Raw genomic sequence first — 15946 nt, 5'->3', positions numbered from 1 at the left:
AATCATAAAACTTCGTTGCAAAGATACGAATAATATCGTGAATCACTTAGTACCCTAGAGTTGAATCCAAAAGCCTGTAAGAATACTTGTAAATTTTGGTATAAACTTATGAATTAGATGATCAGTAGCTAATAAGCAAAAATCTAATTGATTACAAAGGCTTTTTAGCAAAGGTTCTATTTGCTTTCTCCCTTATTTTTCGAAGTCTAGACCAGTGATGTTTTTTATGTAATTGACTAATGAAGATTTCACGACGATAAACTATAAATGTTGTGATAAAATAAAATACTAACTGCAAGTAAAGTCCAATAAATTCAAATTTTACCTGATGCAGTTGAGCTCCCATACTGCTAAGCCTTACATATCCATTGATTCCAAAGGTGGAGGGGAAAAGATAAGAAACACTTTCCCAAAATGGAGGAATTCCTGTAGATGGCCAAGATATTCCAGATATAAATAACAACGGGACTGAAGAAAATACAAATAAAACGATACAGGTCTCTCTATTTTGAACAAGTGTGGAAAGAGTCATAGAAAAAAACACTGTTGCAAGCAAGAAAGGAATTAAGAATAGTAAAATATCAAATGTATGTCCTAATTGTGGTAAATTAAAAAAAGCTGGAACTAAAAAAAGTACATAGGCAGTATTAAAAAGATAAATCATAAAATAAGCGAGCCCTTTTCCTAAAATTAGGCGCAATGTTCCTCTATGGTGCTTATGCAGAGCAATCATGTCATTGAATCTGCTTTGTTCTCTTTCAGTACCCGCCAGCAAACCCACACCAAGTAATAATGTTTGATGTAATATTAAGATAAGAACAGCAGGAATTAAAAAAGAGGCAAATCCACTTGCTGAATTAAATATATTTATATGCTCATATTCAATAGGATAAGCATACACCTGCTCCTCTCTCTCCGTGCTTGATTTACGCTGTATTTTTATCTCTCTATTCATTTGTAGCGATACATCTGTATTGGCGACCATTATCGCCTTATAGTACAACAGACTTCCCATATCAATAAAGACACTCACAATTGCTTGCTTTTCAGCTTGCATAATATTGGTGCTGAAATCTGAAGGTATGTGAATGATTCCATATACTTTCTCCTCCATCATTAAGCGTTTGGCTGCTGGCATATCTACACTAACTGATTGTACTGATACATCTGGTGTAGCATCCACTTTTCGTATATACTCTCTACTTAAAGCGCTCTTTGAGTTGTCGACTACAGCAACAGGTAGTTCTCGTAATACTTCAGGATTGTAAAGACTCGTATATAGAATAGGATATGCTAAAGGAACAATGATGAAAAACAAAATAATTCCTTCGTCACGAAAGATTTTTTTCATCTCCAACTTCCAAATATGAAAGACACCTAAAAATCCGCTATGTATTTTTCTTCGTAACATTTCGAATAGTTTAAGGTATATATTTAAAATAAATGAGAGCTTTCTTCAATCGCCCTTGAGTTAAGAATGGAAATAAAATAAATAGCAGTAAAAAGATATAATATTTCCAAGCATAAATTAGTGGATAGCCGTTGAGGGCTTGGCTTACATAAATTAAATAGTAATGTCTCAATGGGAATAAATAGCCGACTGCTTGTAATGGGGCGTACATTGCTATAGCAGGAAATGAAAAACCTGAGATAGAAAAAGAAATCATTCCCCAAAGTGAAGCAAAACTCAGCCCCATACGCAACGATGGCATAACGGTAATCATAAAAATACCAAATGCTTGTGATGCCAATATGAAAAAGAAAGTAGCCAATAGCATGGGAAATATTCCACTGTTAATAGGATAATTTAAAATACCATAAAGGTAGATATTGTAAATAGCACCCATTAGAAAAAAAACGATGGTATGGGGAAATAGTTTACCTGTAAGTGCTAAGGTAACAGAATGATTGCCTATACTTAGCCATTCTCTGGCTGTATTGTCTTTTATTTCAACACCAATAGCATAAACGGTCATCATGAAAATCATAAGACCAAGTAACCCCGGGAGTAATATATTTGTTAAGTAAATAGAGTAATTTAGCCATGGATTTCCAAGCGCATACGATTCTATAACAATGGGCTGTAAAGTCGCAAGGACTTTATTTTCGCTAGCTCCTCTAGCATACATCAATTCCCTATTTACTGCGGCGGCGGTAAGCTCTGACATTCTCTTCATATCCTTAAATAGGAGGGAGCCAGGAACAATATACGCATTGTTGGTATAAAATGAAATTTTTGGTTGTCGTTGTGCTTTTACATCTTTTGATAAATTAACAGGCAGATACATAAAACCATAGATTTCATTCTTTTGAATTGCCTCTCTAGCTTTGGAGACGCTCTCATATTGATGCACAATTTGTGTCAGTTCCATTGCATCTAAATTTCTGCCAATTCTTCTGGATAGGGAAGAATTATCTTCATCTACAAGGCCTATGGGTATATTTTTTGGTAAGCCCTGCTTCATCAAAGATGGGAAGAATAAAAAGCAAAATAGAGGCACAAAAATCATCCCGAAAAAGTATAATGGTCTTGAAACCATGCGTTTACATTCACGAATGACGAGAGTGATAAAAGCACTAATATGGGATGTTTTCCTTTGCATTATTTAGTAACAATTGCAGACATTCCAGGGCGTAGTCCTTCCATCTTTTGTACGGGTCTCGCTTTAACTTCAAATGTCTTGAAATCGTAATCTCCAGTACTTTTTGTCGCTTTCCATGTTGCGTAAGAGCCTAAATCTTGCATCATATAGACTTTCAATTTAATGTCTTTATTTCCCAAACCTGGTATTTTTGCAATGATTTCTTGCCCGATTTTAAAATTGGGAAGCAGGTCTTCTCTTACATTAAATGTTACCCAAATTTCTTGCATCATAGATACATTCATAATTGGTGAGCCCGTACCTACTAATTCCCCGATATGTGGGAAGATTTCGGCAACCTCGCCATCCATTGGTGCAGTTAGATACATTTCATTTAGATATGAGTTGACTTCTGCTACCGCACCTTGTGCTCTTTGTACTTGTGCTGCAGCACTCAGTTTGTCTTCCTGTTCTGCTCCATTTTTAGCCATATCATATTGTGACTTTGCAGCTCGTTCGGTAGCTAATGCGGCATCTCTTTTAGCAGTAATCTCATCAAAACGTTGTGCAGTCACAACGCCCTCTTCATACAGATTTTTAATTCGCTCGTAAGATTTTTGAGCGATTTCCACACTTGCTTTTGCTTTTTGCCACATTTCATAGGCAGACTGTTTTTTCTCTTCTCTAGCACCCTTTCTTGCCTTTTTATTTTGGGCTCTAGCCATCCGTTCTGCAGCCTCAGCTTGGTCAAGCTTTGCTTCTATTTCAGGAGCTTCAAGTATGACTAAGGTATCTCCTTTTTGAATTTTTTGTCCTTCATCCACACGGAATTCTCGAATTCGTCCTGGGACTTTGCCCGAAACCCTATATTCTTTCACTTCTACTTGACCTTGAATAACCTCGGGTCCTTTTTTCAATGTGAAAAAGCCCACAATAGCAACCACAGCAACTACACCTAAAAAGGCAAGTGCTGCTAAGAGCATATCATTTTGTTGTGATTTTTGAGATATCATATCAATGGTTTTTCTTAAAATTCATTTATCCTATTTTCAGTAAGAATACCTAAAGCCTTTTGTAATTCAACTTGGCTTAACTTTACTTCAATTTGTGCATCTATTTTCTCCGATTGAGCATCAAACCAAGTAGTATGGGCTTCTAAAACCTCACTAGACGGTATCATTCCTTCTTTAAAACCCAACTTAGCATAGCGTAAGTTTTCTTCTGCTTTTTCAATGTTTTTCTCAGTCATAGCGAGTTGCTTCTTGGCTTCATTGACTTTGAAATTGGCTTGATTAACCTGTAGGGTAATTTTTTCTTTCGTTTCCTCTAGTTTATAATCAATAATGTTTCTTTCTGATTTTGCGATATTGACTTTATATTTACCTTCTCCCCAGTGCCAAATGGGAATACTTATTTGAACTCCTAAACTCCACATCCCTTGAAACTCATTATTTATACCATCGTCAATTGAAGGGTTGGTAATTATATAGTTGCCTGTGAAGGCTACTTGGGGCAAAAACTCAGAACGTTCAACTTTTACTTTTTGCTCTGATACCAAATTCGCTAATTCAAGTGATTGGATTTCAGGTCTGTTTTCAAAAGCAAGGGCAGTATTATTTTCTGTTGAAATATAGGTTAATGTTAAGCTTTCCTTTTTTTCATCAGCAAGGGTAATGGAGGTATTCAATTCAATTCCACAGATCTGGCATAATGCCATCTTTGCTAAATTAAGACCATTGTTTACTTTGGTTTGTTTCATTTCCGCCTCATTTACCTTAACTTTTACGCTTAGTCCATCCGCTTTTGTGGCAACTCCTTGTTCTATCATTTTGTCGATGTCACTTTCCATTTTTGTAAGCAACTCAAGATAGCTGTCTGCAAGATTTTTTTTATTGCTTAGAGAAACCACTTTCCAATAGGCTTGATCTGTTTGCAATAGCACCTCTTGCGTGGTTAGTCTATTTTTATTTTCTGCAATCTGTGTTGCGTAATTTGTGATATTATCATAAGCTCGTATCTTTCCTCCTACAAAAATAGGTTGAGTAAAATTCACTGCACCTACATATAGGTTTTTAGTATCAATATCTAAACTTTGAACTAGGCTATTTCCTATTTGATCAAGTTTTGGCACTAAGTTTTGTGAAACAATAGCTCCTACATCTTGTAACAAAGGAGCAAACTGCGGATGTTTATGTGCTAAAAGAGAGCCTGCTTTTTGAAAATCTGCTCCTAGGCTTGTTCCTAAATGAGGTAATGATTGTTTTTGAGTATCATCTAAAAGAGAAATCTCATCAGGCAGGAACATATAGGCGCCCATTGCGGTTACTTTCGGGTAGTAATTCGTTAAAGCCGTTTTTCTTTTAAGTGCAGCAATTTGCACTTCTTCCTGGCTTATTCTCAGTTCTTTATTGTTTTTTAATGCCAATGCCCTGCAACTATCTAAAGTAAGACTACGCTGCGCCTGAATCGAAGTCACTAAAAACCCGATAAAAAGTACTGATAGATATATCTTTTTCATTAGTTACTATTTTTTGAGTTTGGAGACAAAGCTTTTAAGAGAAGTTCTGTTGTTTTAACAACATCTTCTTGGGTAAACTCTTTGTCTTCAAATATTCTCCTTTGTCGGATATTAACAAAATTGAGTACGCCTCCTACAAGAAGGACATAGATTATTTCATCGGTAATGTCAGCATCTATTTCTCCAGTTTTATGTCCCAATTTAATGAGTCTCTGGCAGATATTGGTCACATCTTTTTTGAATTCTTTTGGAAGTTCAAATGAAAAATCAGAGAGGAGTTTGTGTGTAAAACTAATTGATTGAGGTCTTGTGTTCGCAATTTCGTATATAGTTTTTACAAAAAACGTTACTATATCTTCTACTGAATTCTGTGTATAAACTTGATCTAGAAGAAGATTATTTATCATTTGAAAGCGTTCTTCAAATAAAGCCTCTAAAAGCTCACGTTTACCTTTATAAAAACGATAAAGATAGCCGACGGATACACCAGCCTTAGATGCAATTTTTGAAATAGAAGCTCCTGAAATACCGTCAATAACTACAGTCTCCACAGTGGCTTTTTTTATTGCATTAATCTTATTCTCATCAACTTGCCTTGCCATACGAATAGTGGTCTTTTAATAAATGAGCATTCACTCATTAGTTGCAAAAGTAAATAAAATTTACTAAATAATGAAACTTTTTTAGCTCCAAAATTTAGAATTAAAACACCCTTTTCAATTCTGAAAAACTGTTCGCAACAACTGTAGGTTTATAGTCGGCAATATTCTCATTATAGTTGTAACCGTAGGTAAAACCGATGCTATGCATATTCGCATTACGAGCGGCTAAAATATCATTTTTTGAGTCACCAATCATAATCGTTTTCTCTACAGGAATCTTCGTCTTTTTGGTAAAGTATAATAAGGGATCGGGCTCAGGCTTTTGCTTAGCTAAAGAGTCTGCTCCTATCCATGATTCGAAAAAGTGTTTTATACTTAAACATTCTAAAATAGGTTCGATAAATTGAAAGGGCTTGTTTGTGCATATCACCATTCTATAGCCTTTCTTGTTTAAATATACTAATGTATCTTTTACTCCTGGGTAAAGAAAGGTATCATTGCAAGGTGCCTCTTCGTAAGCCTTAAAGTAGATTTCAAGCGCTTCTGCTGTAAGGTTTTCAGAAACCGATTGTTCTTTAGTTGTATGATTAAGTGCTCTTTCCACCAAAGCTTTTGCACCATTCCCTATATATGGCGTTGCCTCTTCCATAGTTAATGGGGGTAGCTTATAATGTTTTAGCATTTTATTGGTTGCCAATGTAAGGTCTGGAATACTGTTGATAAGCGTTCCATCCAAATCAAAGATAATTAACTCCTTATCTGTAAATCTCTTGCATTTCATTTTAATAATCTTTTAAGTAGGTTTCCCCTTCTTTTAGATAGCCCACGGTTTGCCCACCGTTACCTATTCTAAATTTTGTTTGTAAACTCTTTTTTACTTTAAAGTTTCTTTTATATACTTCAATATGCAGATGAGGACCAGAACACCATCCCGTATTGCCACTAAATCCAATCAACTGATCTTTTAACACCTTATCGCCTTCTTTAACCAAACTCCCATCATGTTTCAAATGTGCATATTCTGCAAATGTACCATCTGAATGATATATGGTAATATAATTAGTGTAAGAAGCACAATCTTTTGTTGGGCAACCTCTTTGATGGTTCTCGATAACCCGCACAACAATTCCATCTCTTATTGCAACGACTTCGGTTCCAAATGGCAATGAAAAATCTAAAGCATTCACGTTTTTATGTGTTGAGGTTCCTAAGTAGCCTTGATTTATACGGAACTCTTGTCCGGTTTTATAGGGCAAACTGTAGTTATATTTTTCATCTACTTCATCCACACGATAATCTCCTAAATATGATGTAAAGTTGTAAGTGAATCCATAGGCTTTATGCTTATCAATAATATTAAGTGAAGTCAGAAGTTGTTCTTTTGCAAGCGGTTCTATAACAAAAGCTTGTTTTTTACCATCTTTTACGAATAGATTTGTCAGTGAAAAATCAAACTTAGTACTCACAGGACAGAATTCATTATTGTCAGCATAAATACGGTATCCTATACTCGTCTTTTTATAGTAAACCTTTAGTTTAGTCTGTGCTTCACAAAATGAAATATTAAAAATAAGTATAATTAATAAAGCATACTTCATCTTAATTGTCTGAAAATCCAAATTGCTATGATATAGCATAGTGCAATATAGCCTAATAACAATAAAATTCCAATAAGCCACCCCAAATTTCCCATCGAGTAAACCAATGCAAAGAAATAAATCTTAATACTTTCTATAGGTTGTAGCTTTATTACCTCATTTTCTGGCTTTGAAACAAAGTGAATGATAAGAGCGAAAATAAGATAACCAAAAATAATCCCTATGCTCCCAATTGCTATTTTATTTTTCTTCATAGCTAAAAAATTTTATCTATAGTTATCTCAAATATTATCCACACAAGTCAATCTTAGTTCCGGCTTCTCTTTGATAAGCTATTATTATTTGAGTTAGAATTATTTCTACTCTTATAATTTCTTCTTTGTGATGAATTTCGTGTGTTGCGCCCTTTTGTTTTACTTTGGGTTGATGTTTTTAGAGGAGGTGCAGTATCTGTGGGTTCATAATCTTCTATAATCTCTAGTTCTATAGTGTCTTTTAATAATTTTTCTATCTCTTTTAAATATTCTGTCTCTTCACTGCATACTAATGATATGGCTTCACCTTCTGCTCCAGCTCTACCTGTTCTGCCAATACGGTGAATGTAGTCTTGTGGTACGTTCGGAAGTTCAAAATTAATTACATGTGGCAATAATGGAATGTCTAATCCCCGTGCAGCTATATCAGTTGCTACTAGTATTCTTATTTCTTTTGCTTTAAAATCTGCAAGAGCTTTTGTTCTAGCACCTTGGCTTTTATTCCCATGTATGGCTACTGCGCTTATATTAGCTTTGTTGAGTTTTTTTGTCAAATTATTAGCACCGTGTTTAGTGCGTGTGAATACCAAAACTTGACTCCAATTATTTTCATTGATAAGTTTGATTAATACTTCAGCTTTCTGTCTTTTATTGACTGAATATACCTTATGGGAAACAGTGTCGGCAGAACTATTTTGAGGCGCGGCCTCTACAGCAACAGGGTTTCTTAGAATACCACCAGCTAACTTCTTTATTTCTGGTGAGAAAGTAGCCGAAAACATTAAGTTTTGTCTTTTTGAAGGTAATAGACTCATTATTTTATTAATATCTCTTACAAAACCCATGTCGAGCATTCTATCTGCTTCATCTAAAATGAAAACTTCAACTTTATCCAAAAAGAGCTCTTTTTGGCTGTGCAAGTCAAGCAGTCTGCCAGGGGTTGCAACTAATATGTCAACTCCTTGCTTAAGGGTACGTATTTGAGGTCCAGCTTTCACACCGCCAAAAATAACGGTGGAATTTATGTCTAAATATTTACTATACTCGCTGATGTTGTCATAGATTTGAGCAGCTAATTCTCGGGTTGGAGTTAAGATTAATGCCCTTATTGCTTTTCTTTTAGTAATGTTTGATTCTTCTAGGCGTTGCAATATTGGTAACGTAAATCCTGCGGTCTTTCCAGTCCCTGTTTGTGCAGACGCCAGTACATCTCGTCCTTGCAATATGGGGGGAATAGATTTTGCCTGAATTGGTGATGGCGTTTTATATCCTTTTTCTTCGACAGCTTTTAGTATAGCTTCCGATAATCCTAATTGTTTAAATGTCATATGTGTAATTTTTGCAACAGTATTTAGAGATGCTTTGTTGCTTTGAGTTTGCAAAGATACAACTAATTAATTTGATGCTCATTAGCAAACAATTTTATACTAAATTCTTAGCTTTTAACTTCTTTCTTTTTATAACCTTCACTAGTTCAACTACCCAAAATATAATACTTGATATACCCATACACGCTGCTAATTCGGCTAATGTAAGGGCTTGAGTATGAAAAATGTTTTGTAAAAAAGGAATATAAATAACAGCTAGCTGAAGAACCACAGTAAGCAGTACGGCTCCAACGAGATACATATTGTTAAATACACCTTGTTGGAAAAGTGATTTGTATTCACTTCTTACTGCCATAGCATGTCCCATTTGACTTAGCGAAAGAACTGTAAATATCATTGTCTGCCATTTAGGATTTCCCAAGTAAATAGCTCCAGCTTGAGTGCCTATGCAAATAGCACCCATAAGTAAACCAACCCATAGAATATACCAACCCATACCCCCAGAGAATATGCTCTCGTCGGATTTACGAGGTGGTTTTTTCAAAATATTATCTTCAGCCGGTTCTGCAACGTAGGCTAAGCCAGGAAGCCCGTCAGTCACTAGGTTGATCCATAAAATATGAATCGGCAATAAGGGAATAGGTAATCCCAGAAGGGGAGCTAAGAATATAGTCCAAATCTCTCCGCCGTTACTAGTGAGAGTATAGCGAATGAATTTACGAATGTTGTCAAAAATTCTACGACCTTCCTTAACGGCTTTTATGATTGTTGAAAAATTATCATCCAACAAAATCATCTGTGCCGCTTCTTTACTTACGTCAGTTCCTGTAATTCCCATTGCAACGCCAATGTTGGCTGTACGTAAAGCTGGTGCATCGTTGACTCCATCGCCTGTCATCGCTACGAAGTAGTCTTTATTTTGCAAGGTTTGAACAATTTTTAATTTTTGCTCGGGCGATACTCTTGCATAGACTTTGATGTTTTCGATTGTATTCTCAAACTCTGAATCATCGACTTGTTGCAACTCCCTACCCGTGATGGCTTTATCAGTACTCTTATGGATAATTCCTGTTTCTCTGGCGATAGCTTCAGCAGTTACTGGGTGGTCACCAGTAATCATCACTGGTGTAATGCCAGCAGTATGGCAGTCAGCAATGGCTTTTTTAGCTTCCTCTCTTGGTGGATCAATCATGGCTACTAATCCGATGAAGTCTAAATCTTTCTCAGTATTCTCAACAGTTATATTTTCTGGGATATTGGCGATAACAGAAACAGCATATGATAAGACACGTTTTCCCTCTTTTGCAAATTTATTAACAGCTTCGTGAATCTGTTTATCATCCTCATCAGTACTGCATTCAAGAACTGCTTCTACGGCTCCTTTAGTAATAGTTAAGTATTTATTTCCAATAGCATAAATTGTAGTCATTCTTTTTCTTTCAGAATCGAAAGGAATTTCGCTAATTCGCTTCAAATCACGCCAGGATTCTTTATAAAGTTTTTCATTTCTGCTAAATTCTACAATCGCTACTTCTGTTTGGTCTCCTTTTAATTCTCCTTCATCTACAGAGACATCATGGTTGAGTTCCATAGCCATTAAAAGCAATTCTTCGTCTGTAAAACCATCAATTTGAATAATCTCTTCAGGTTGCCAGGTATCAGTTACCGTCATTTTGTTTTGAGTAATAGTACCTGTTTTATCAGAGCAGATATAGTTTACAGAACCCAAAGTTTCTACAGAAGGAAGCTTACGAATAAGTGCATTTTTTTTCACCATGCTTTTCGCTCCAAGAGCTAAAGCTATCGTTATAAATGCAGGTAATGTTTCGGGGATTGCTGCCACTGCAAGTGATATCGCAGTGAGTAAAAGATTCATGGGCTCTTCACCACGTATAAAATAGCCGACCGCAAACATAATCGCACAGATAGCGAGTACTGCAAATGATAACTTTTTACCTAGATTGGCTAATCTTCTTTGCAGTGGTGTTTCAGATTCCTCGCCTTGTAGAAGTTGTGCTATACGTCCGATTTCAGTATCCATGCCTGTTGCTACAACGATACCTTTTGCACGACCATATGATACTATGGTACTTTTATATGTCATGTTCACTCTATCGCCAATTGGTAAGTCTTTATCATTTAAAGTTTCTGTACTTTTGGTGACTGATTCAGACTCTCCTGTTAATGAAGATTCTTCTACTTTGAGCGAGTGAGATTCAATAAGACGCATATCAGCAGGAACGATATTCCCGGCCTCTAACAAAATGACATCGCCAACCACTAGATTAAGCGAGTCTATTTCTGTTATAGTTCCATCTCTGCGCACTTTTGTAAATGTTGAAGACATTTTCTTCAAAGCGGCCATGGCATTTTCAGCACGATATTCCTGAACGAAACCGATTATCGCATTCAACACTACAATGATGAGTATAACAATAGCATCTTGAGATTCACCGAGGGCAATGGATACACCTGCTGCAACTATTAGTATCAATATCATCACGTCTTTGAATTGACTTAGAAAAATCATCCAAAGCGATTTCTTTTTACCCTCTATGAGTTCATTTTTACCATTTTCTTCTAAGCGTTTTTGGGCAGTAGTGCTTGATAAACCTTTCTCGTCAGTTCCTAAAGATTGTTTTACTTCTTCAATTGATGATGTGTAATACTGCATTTTCAAATAGGTTTTAATAGAATATTAAATATCGCTTAAAAAATTGAAAAATAAAAAAGAACAATTATTGTGCTAAAAAGACATTTTAGAAATTTCGGATTATTTTATGGCTTAGCCTTATTAGACAATTTGTTACTATTGATATTGCTGTGATTTTTCAAGGATAAAATCCCTGTTTATGCATCGCTAGCTATGCTCTTTGCAACGATATAGCCACCTGTCCAGGCATTTTGGAAGTTGAACCCTCCAGTGATAGCATCAATATTCAAAACTTCACCAGCAAAAAATAGGTTCTTGTGAACTTTGCTTTCAAAACGTTTGAAATTGATTTCTTGAAGGTCTACACCGCCAGCAGTTACGAATTCATCCTTGAAAATAGTTCGTCCGTTGATATGAAATATTCCTCTAGTTAATTCAGTTGCTAGGTTTTGAATTTGATGCTTAGTTATATCTCCCCAGTTTTGCGAAGACTTGATTTTTGCAGATTCTGATAAGCGTTCCCATAAGCGACGAGGAATATTATTGAATGGTGATTTTAGGCTAAGTTGCTTTTTTGCTTGAGATGTTTTAAGCTCATAGAATCTATCTAATATGGTCTCAAAGTCTTCACCTAGCCAGTTAACTTCGACCTCATGCTTGTAGTTTCTTTCAGCTAAAAAACGGGCACCAAATGCAGAAAGTTTGAGAATAGCAGGCCCGCTCATGCCCCAATGTGTAATCAATAAAGCTCCGGAGTTTTCAATGGAAGTATCTGCTAATTTAACCTTTGCATTTGGAACTGAAACTCCTAAAAGTTCTTTAATCCTCTTATCCTTTATATTGAAAGTAAATAAGGAAGGAACAGGATCAACTATTGAATGACCTAGCACCTTGCACAAATCCCAAGTTTTTCTTGAACTGCCTGAGGTTATCACCAAATAATCGGCAACAAATTGTTGTACTTTAGTAGTAACTACCCAACGATGCTCATGCTTATGAATTTTTGTAACTCCTTGATTTCTTAAAACTTGAATGTTTAGCCTATGAATTGCATTGTGTAAACAATCAAGAATAGCTTGTGAGGTATTCGCTTTTGGAAATACACGATTATCACTTTCTATTTTTAGTGGAACTCCTCTTTTTTCAAACCACTCGAAGGTGTCCCCAGTCATGAATTGATGAAAAGGACCCAAGAGTTCTTTCTCTCCTCTTGGATAAAACTTAACTAATTCTTGGGGCTCAAAGCACGCATGAGTGACATTGCAACGACCACCACCAGAAAGTTTTACCTTTTGCAAAACTTCTTTTCCTTTTTCGAGTATAGTAATATCAAGCGAAGGGTTATTTTCTTTAGCATTAATAGCCGTAAAGAAACCTGCCGCGCCACCTCCAATTATAAGTACTTTGTTCATTGATTATCTATATCTTTTTTAATCTTTCAATTTTACACTGAATTTACAATTTACTAAAAAAGATATGAATTAAGAAGCACTAGAGTTAATTTTATGTTTCACCTAGGTTTCTTTAATATTTTTAAAGCTAGTATTTCCTTACAATGAATCAATACTGTCTATAGTAATACCTCTAAAGCAGTCATCAGCACAATCCTTATTTACATAACCACAGAGAGAAATCATTCCATTATTTTTAGTTTCAAAATAAGTAATAGTATTATCTTTTTTGGTTAACCATTCAGTTTCTGCTAACCCATAAATTTGATCTAAAGTCATTGGTTCGTCTCCCTCTTCGTGACTGCCTATTTGGTCACCTTCTTCAGTCCATTCAACATCTTCTATTGTATCATCGTATGGGAAAGTGTATTTATAACTTCGTTTAATTACTTCCCCATTTGATACTGTTATTTCAGTTTCTTGATGAGAACCAATCCAAGAATCAAATGATGTGGTGTATGTGTAAGAATTATTTGTAGCTTCTTTAAAATCTAACCAGGCTTTTTTACTTTGTTCGAAATTATTTTGATATCTAAAATCATCATCGTCTGAGCAAGAGAAGATAATACTACTTATAAGCAATAATGTTGTAAAAATTCTAATACTCATATTTTTAGCTTTTTAAGGTTAATAAAAAATTACTATCAATAGATATACGTAGAAATAGTAAAAAGGTTGCGTATGAGATATTATTTTTAACATTATATTCATGGGCTTTTTATTAAAAATAAGTATAAAAGAAAGAAGCTATCCTTTTTAGAAGATAGCCTCTGAACAAAGTATTGTTATAGTTTTAATGTTTATGTTCTTTATGATGATTATGATGTTTTTTATCATCTTTCATCTCGATACGGTCATATTTACAACATCCTGGGAGTGCATCATAAACTTCTTTTGAAGCTTTGTGCATCGGTGTATCATGTCCCACTTTAGCGATAGCCTTTTGTACCTCATCTAAAGAGGTTTCCGACTCGTCAAATGAAACTTCTAACATATGGGTTTTCAAATTCCAGTCTGCTTCATTAACTCCTTCTACAGATTTTGCAGCTTTTTCGATACGTGTTTCACACATACCGCATTTTCCTTTCACCTCAAATTTTTCAGTTTTTGCTTGTGCAAATAACATCGTTGCTCCTAAAAGGAACATGCTTATTAAACTTATTACTTTTGTTTTCATTTTATTAATTTTTTATGTTTATAAAATTAGTTATTTAATTTCTTGAGTTACCTCTCCGCAGTTCAACATCATATCGCCAAAATACGGATTCAGTATTTCTTCTTCCTTACTCAACCAGTCAGCACCATTATTATTGTCCGCCATCGGACAATGTTGTACGTAGATCACGTCATCATTAGGATGGAATGTAGTCGTCATTTCAATCATTGCATTAGATACCGGTTGGAATATTTTACGTAGTGCTTCTATATCTTTGGTGTGTTCTACATGTTCTAAATTCTCACCAATATTTTCTTGATACGTCATCCATGTATGATGAGCATCATCTTTGAAAAGTTCCATATCTATATTTGCTAATGCAGATTTCATGCCAATAGCATTTTCTTTGGCTTCTTCAAAATTATCATCGGCTAAAGCACTTTTCCATTCGAAATACGAAGTGTATAATGGCTGTAATGCTTTCTTAGCTTTTGAAGATATGGATATGGAGCTAACGCTATGGCTTTCATGATTATCTTCAGCGATATCGGTACCATCTTCAGGACTCATCATGCTTGGTTTCCCAGCTAATTGTGCGGCAGCATCTATACTAAATGTTCCGTTAGTAGCAATCTCTTCTCCTTTCATCAGTCCATCTTTTACTAAGTAACTATCGCCTAAGGCAGCTCCTAAGGTAACTTCTCGTAAGATAAAGTTCACTCCTTTATCAGAACTAGATTTTACATATACAACAGAACGTTTTCCCGTCCACATAACAGCTGTTTTTGGCACAACAATAGCATTTGACTGTTTCGGCAATGTTGATTTTACAATCCCTGAGGCAAACATTTCAGGTTTTAGCTGACCATTTTTGTTGTTAAATTCTACTCGCGCCTTTGCTACTCTGGTTTTTGAATCAATAACTGGATCTATGAATGAAATAGTGCCATTGAAAACCTCGCCTGGTAAAGAAGCAATTGTAAATTCCACTTCATCTCCTTTTTTTATCCAACTCATTTCCGACTCATATACATCAAACAAAATCCAGACTTTTGAAAGATTAGCAATTTCATAAATCGGCTCACCTCTTTTTACATAGTCGCCTAAGTTTACATTTTTTGAAGTAATATATCCTGAAATATCAGCGATAATCGGGAAATTAGTTTGTGTACTCCCAGTGCTGAGAATATGCTGGATTTGTCTGTCTGAAAGTTTCCAGTTCTTTAATTTTCCTTTTGCGGCGTCAAAAAGCTCAGGTTGATAATCAGCAATCTTTTGTGCTTCAAGTAGTTCTTCCTGAGCTGTAGCCAAATCAGGTGAGTAGATATAGGCAATAGTCTGACCTTTTTTTACAAATTCGCCTGTGAAATTTACCAGTAGCTTCTCAATTCTGCCGGGTATGTGTGAAGCTTGTGAATTGACCAGACGTTCATCTGTTTGCACTTTTCCGGTCAATTGAATTTTTTTTGTTGTACCCATCTCTTCAACAATTGCTGTGCTTACATTCGCCAATTGCATAGCGGTAGGGGACATCCTTATAGCATTAGGATCGATTCCTTCATTTTCTTCCTCCTCAAGAGGAATTAAATCCATTCCGCAAATGGGACAGTCGCCAGGTTCATTTTGTCGTATTTGGGGATGCATAGAGCAAGTCCATATTGTTTCTGTAGTAGTCTCACTTGATACTTGTTTTGAATCATTATGAGAAACGCTGTTGCCTCCAAAGAGTAACCAACCCATTAACAAACCAATGATTAGAGTTGCAGAGGCGATTATTATAATTTTTTTATCTGTTGCTTTCATT

At 35.5% G+C, this 15946-nt stretch carries 14 protein-coding genes; all 14 read right to left on the bottom strand.

Annotated features, from left to right (window positions below; translation table 11 throughout):
* Positions 1–151: 151 nt before the first annotated feature.
* Positions 152–1411, bottom strand: a complete 1260-nt coding sequence (locus tag C7377_RS01215) for an ABC transporter permease (RefSeq protein ID WP_116495521.1) — start codon at positions 1409–1411, stop codon at positions 152–154.
* 10 nt (positions 1412–1421) lie between these two features.
* The gene (locus tag C7377_RS01210) at positions 1422–2603 is read right to left on the bottom strand and encodes an ABC transporter permease (RefSeq protein WP_116495520.1); all 1182 of its coding nucleotides are present in this window, start codon (positions 2601–2603) and stop codon (positions 1422–1424) included.
* Positions 2603–3595, bottom strand: coding sequence for an HlyD family secretion protein (locus C7377_RS01205; protein ID WP_116495519.1), 993 nt, complete (start codon positions 3593–3595; stop codon positions 2603–2605). Before C7377_RS01205 ends, C7377_RS01210 begins: the two co-directional genes overlap by 1 nt.
* 14 nt (positions 3596–3609) lie before the next feature.
* On the bottom strand, positions 3610–5100 hold the full coding sequence (locus C7377_RS01200) for a TolC family protein (protein WP_116495518.1): 1491 nt from the start codon (positions 5098–5100) through the stop codon (positions 3610–3612).
* Entirely contained in the window at positions 5100–5702 is a 603-nt protein-coding gene (locus C7377_RS01195; RefSeq protein ID WP_116495517.1) for a TetR/AcrR family transcriptional regulator, read from the bottom strand. Before C7377_RS01195 ends, C7377_RS01200 begins: the two co-directional genes overlap by 1 nt.
* 100 nt (positions 5703–5802) lie before the next feature.
* Positions 5803–6483: a phosphoglycolate phosphatase gene (locus C7377_RS01190; protein WP_116495516.1), complete on the bottom strand. Its 681-nt coding sequence runs from the start codon at positions 6481–6483 to the stop codon at positions 5803–5805.
* Between the two features lies 1 nt (position 6484).
* On the bottom strand, positions 6485–7300 hold the full coding sequence (locus C7377_RS01185) for a M23 family metallopeptidase (protein ID WP_165806819.1): 816 nt from the start codon (positions 7298–7300) through the stop codon (positions 6485–6487).
* Positions 7297–7554 carry a hypothetical protein gene (locus C7377_RS01180; RefSeq protein WP_116495514.1) on the bottom strand — a complete coding sequence of 86 codons (258 nt, stop codon included), beginning with the start codon at positions 7552–7554 and terminating at the stop codon, positions 7297–7299. Before C7377_RS01180 ends, C7377_RS01185 begins: the two co-directional genes overlap by 4 nt.
* Before the next feature lie 53 nt (positions 7555–7607).
* Positions 7608–8882, bottom strand: a complete 1275-nt coding sequence (locus C7377_RS01175) for a DEAD/DEAH box helicase (protein ID WP_116496190.1) — start codon at positions 8880–8882, stop codon at positions 7608–7610.
* Positions 8883–8976: 94 nt separating this feature from the next.
* Positions 8977–11556: a calcium-translocating P-type ATPase, PMCA-type gene (locus tag C7377_RS01170; protein WP_116495513.1), complete on the bottom strand. Its 2580-nt coding sequence runs from the start codon at positions 11554–11556 to the stop codon at positions 8977–8979.
* Positions 11557–11732: 176 nt separating this feature from the next.
* The gene (locus tag C7377_RS01165) at positions 11733–12947 is read right to left on the bottom strand and encodes a BaiN/RdsA family NAD(P)/FAD-dependent oxidoreductase (protein WP_116495512.1); all 1215 of its coding nucleotides are present in this window, start codon (positions 12945–12947) and stop codon (positions 11733–11735) included.
* A gap of 138 nt (positions 12948–13085) precedes the next feature.
* Entirely contained in the window at positions 13086–13595 is a 510-nt protein-coding gene (locus tag C7377_RS01160) for a hypothetical protein (protein WP_116495511.1), read from the bottom strand.
* Positions 13596–13779: 184 nt separating this feature from the next.
* On the bottom strand, positions 13780–14163 hold the full coding sequence (locus tag C7377_RS01155; RefSeq protein WP_116495510.1) for a heavy-metal-associated domain-containing protein: 384 nt from the start codon (positions 14161–14163) through the stop codon (positions 13780–13782).
* A 30-nt stretch (positions 14164–14193) separates the two neighbouring features.
* Positions 14194–15945 (bottom strand): efflux RND transporter periplasmic adaptor subunit, encoded by a 1752-nt coding sequence (locus C7377_RS01150; RefSeq protein WP_116495509.1) that lies wholly within the window; start codon positions 15943–15945, stop codon positions 14194–14196.
* Between the last annotated feature and the right edge of the window lies 1 nt (position 15946).

Source organism: Balneicella halophila (assembly GCF_003096835.1).
Lineage (GTDB): Bacteria > Bacteroidota > Bacteroidia > Bacteroidales > Balneicellaceae > Balneicella > Balneicella halophila.
Note: the sequence above shows the minus strand (reverse complement) of the source record. Positions and strands in the feature narration are given on the sequence as shown.

Coding starts and splice junctions, on each gene's coding strand:
- C7377_RS01215 (WP_116495521.1), bottom strand. CDS start 1,411: ATGTTACGAAGAAAAATACATAGCGGATTTTTAGGTGTCTTTCATATT.
- C7377_RS01210 (WP_116495520.1), bottom strand. CDS start 2,603: ATGCAAAGGAAAACATCCCATATTAGTGCTTTTATCACTCTCGTCATT.
- C7377_RS01205 (WP_116495519.1), bottom strand. CDS start 3,595: ATGATATCTCAAAAATCACAACAAAATGATATGCTCTTAGCAGCACTT.
- C7377_RS01200 (WP_116495518.1), bottom strand. CDS start 5,100: ATGAAAAAGATATATCTATCAGTACTTTTTATCGGGTTTTTAGTGACT.
- C7377_RS01195 (WP_116495517.1), bottom strand. CDS start 5,702: ATGGCAAGGCAAGTTGATGAGAATAAGATTAATGCAATAAAAAAAGCC.
- C7377_RS01190 (WP_116495516.1), bottom strand. CDS start 6,483: ATGAAATGCAAGAGATTTACAGATAAGGAGTTAATTATCTTTGATTTG.
- C7377_RS01185 (WP_165806819.1), bottom strand. CDS start 7,300: ATGAAGTATGCTTTATTAATTATACTTATTTTTAATATTTCATTTTGT.
- C7377_RS01180 (WP_116495514.1), bottom strand. CDS start 7,554: ATGAAGAAAAATAAAATAGCAATTGGGAGCATAGGGATTATTTTTGGT.
- C7377_RS01175 (WP_116496190.1), bottom strand. CDS start 8,882: ATGACATTTAAACAATTAGGATTATCGGAAGCTATACTAAAAGCTGTC.
- C7377_RS01170 (WP_116495513.1), bottom strand. CDS start 11,556: ATGCAGTATTACACATCATCAATTGAAGAAGTAAAACAATCTTTAGGA.
- C7377_RS01165 (WP_116495512.1), bottom strand. CDS start 12,947: ATGAACAAAGTACTTATAATTGGAGGTGGCGCGGCAGGTTTCTTTACG.
- C7377_RS01160 (WP_116495511.1), bottom strand. CDS start 13,595: ATGAGTATTAGAATTTTTACAACATTATTGCTTATAAGTAGTATTATC.
- C7377_RS01155 (WP_116495510.1), bottom strand. CDS start 14,163: ATGAAAACAAAAGTAATAAGTTTAATAAGCATGTTCCTTTTAGGAGCA.
- C7377_RS01150 (WP_116495509.1), bottom strand. CDS start 15,945: ATGAAAGCAACAGATAAAAAAATTATAATAATCGCCTCTGCAACTCTA.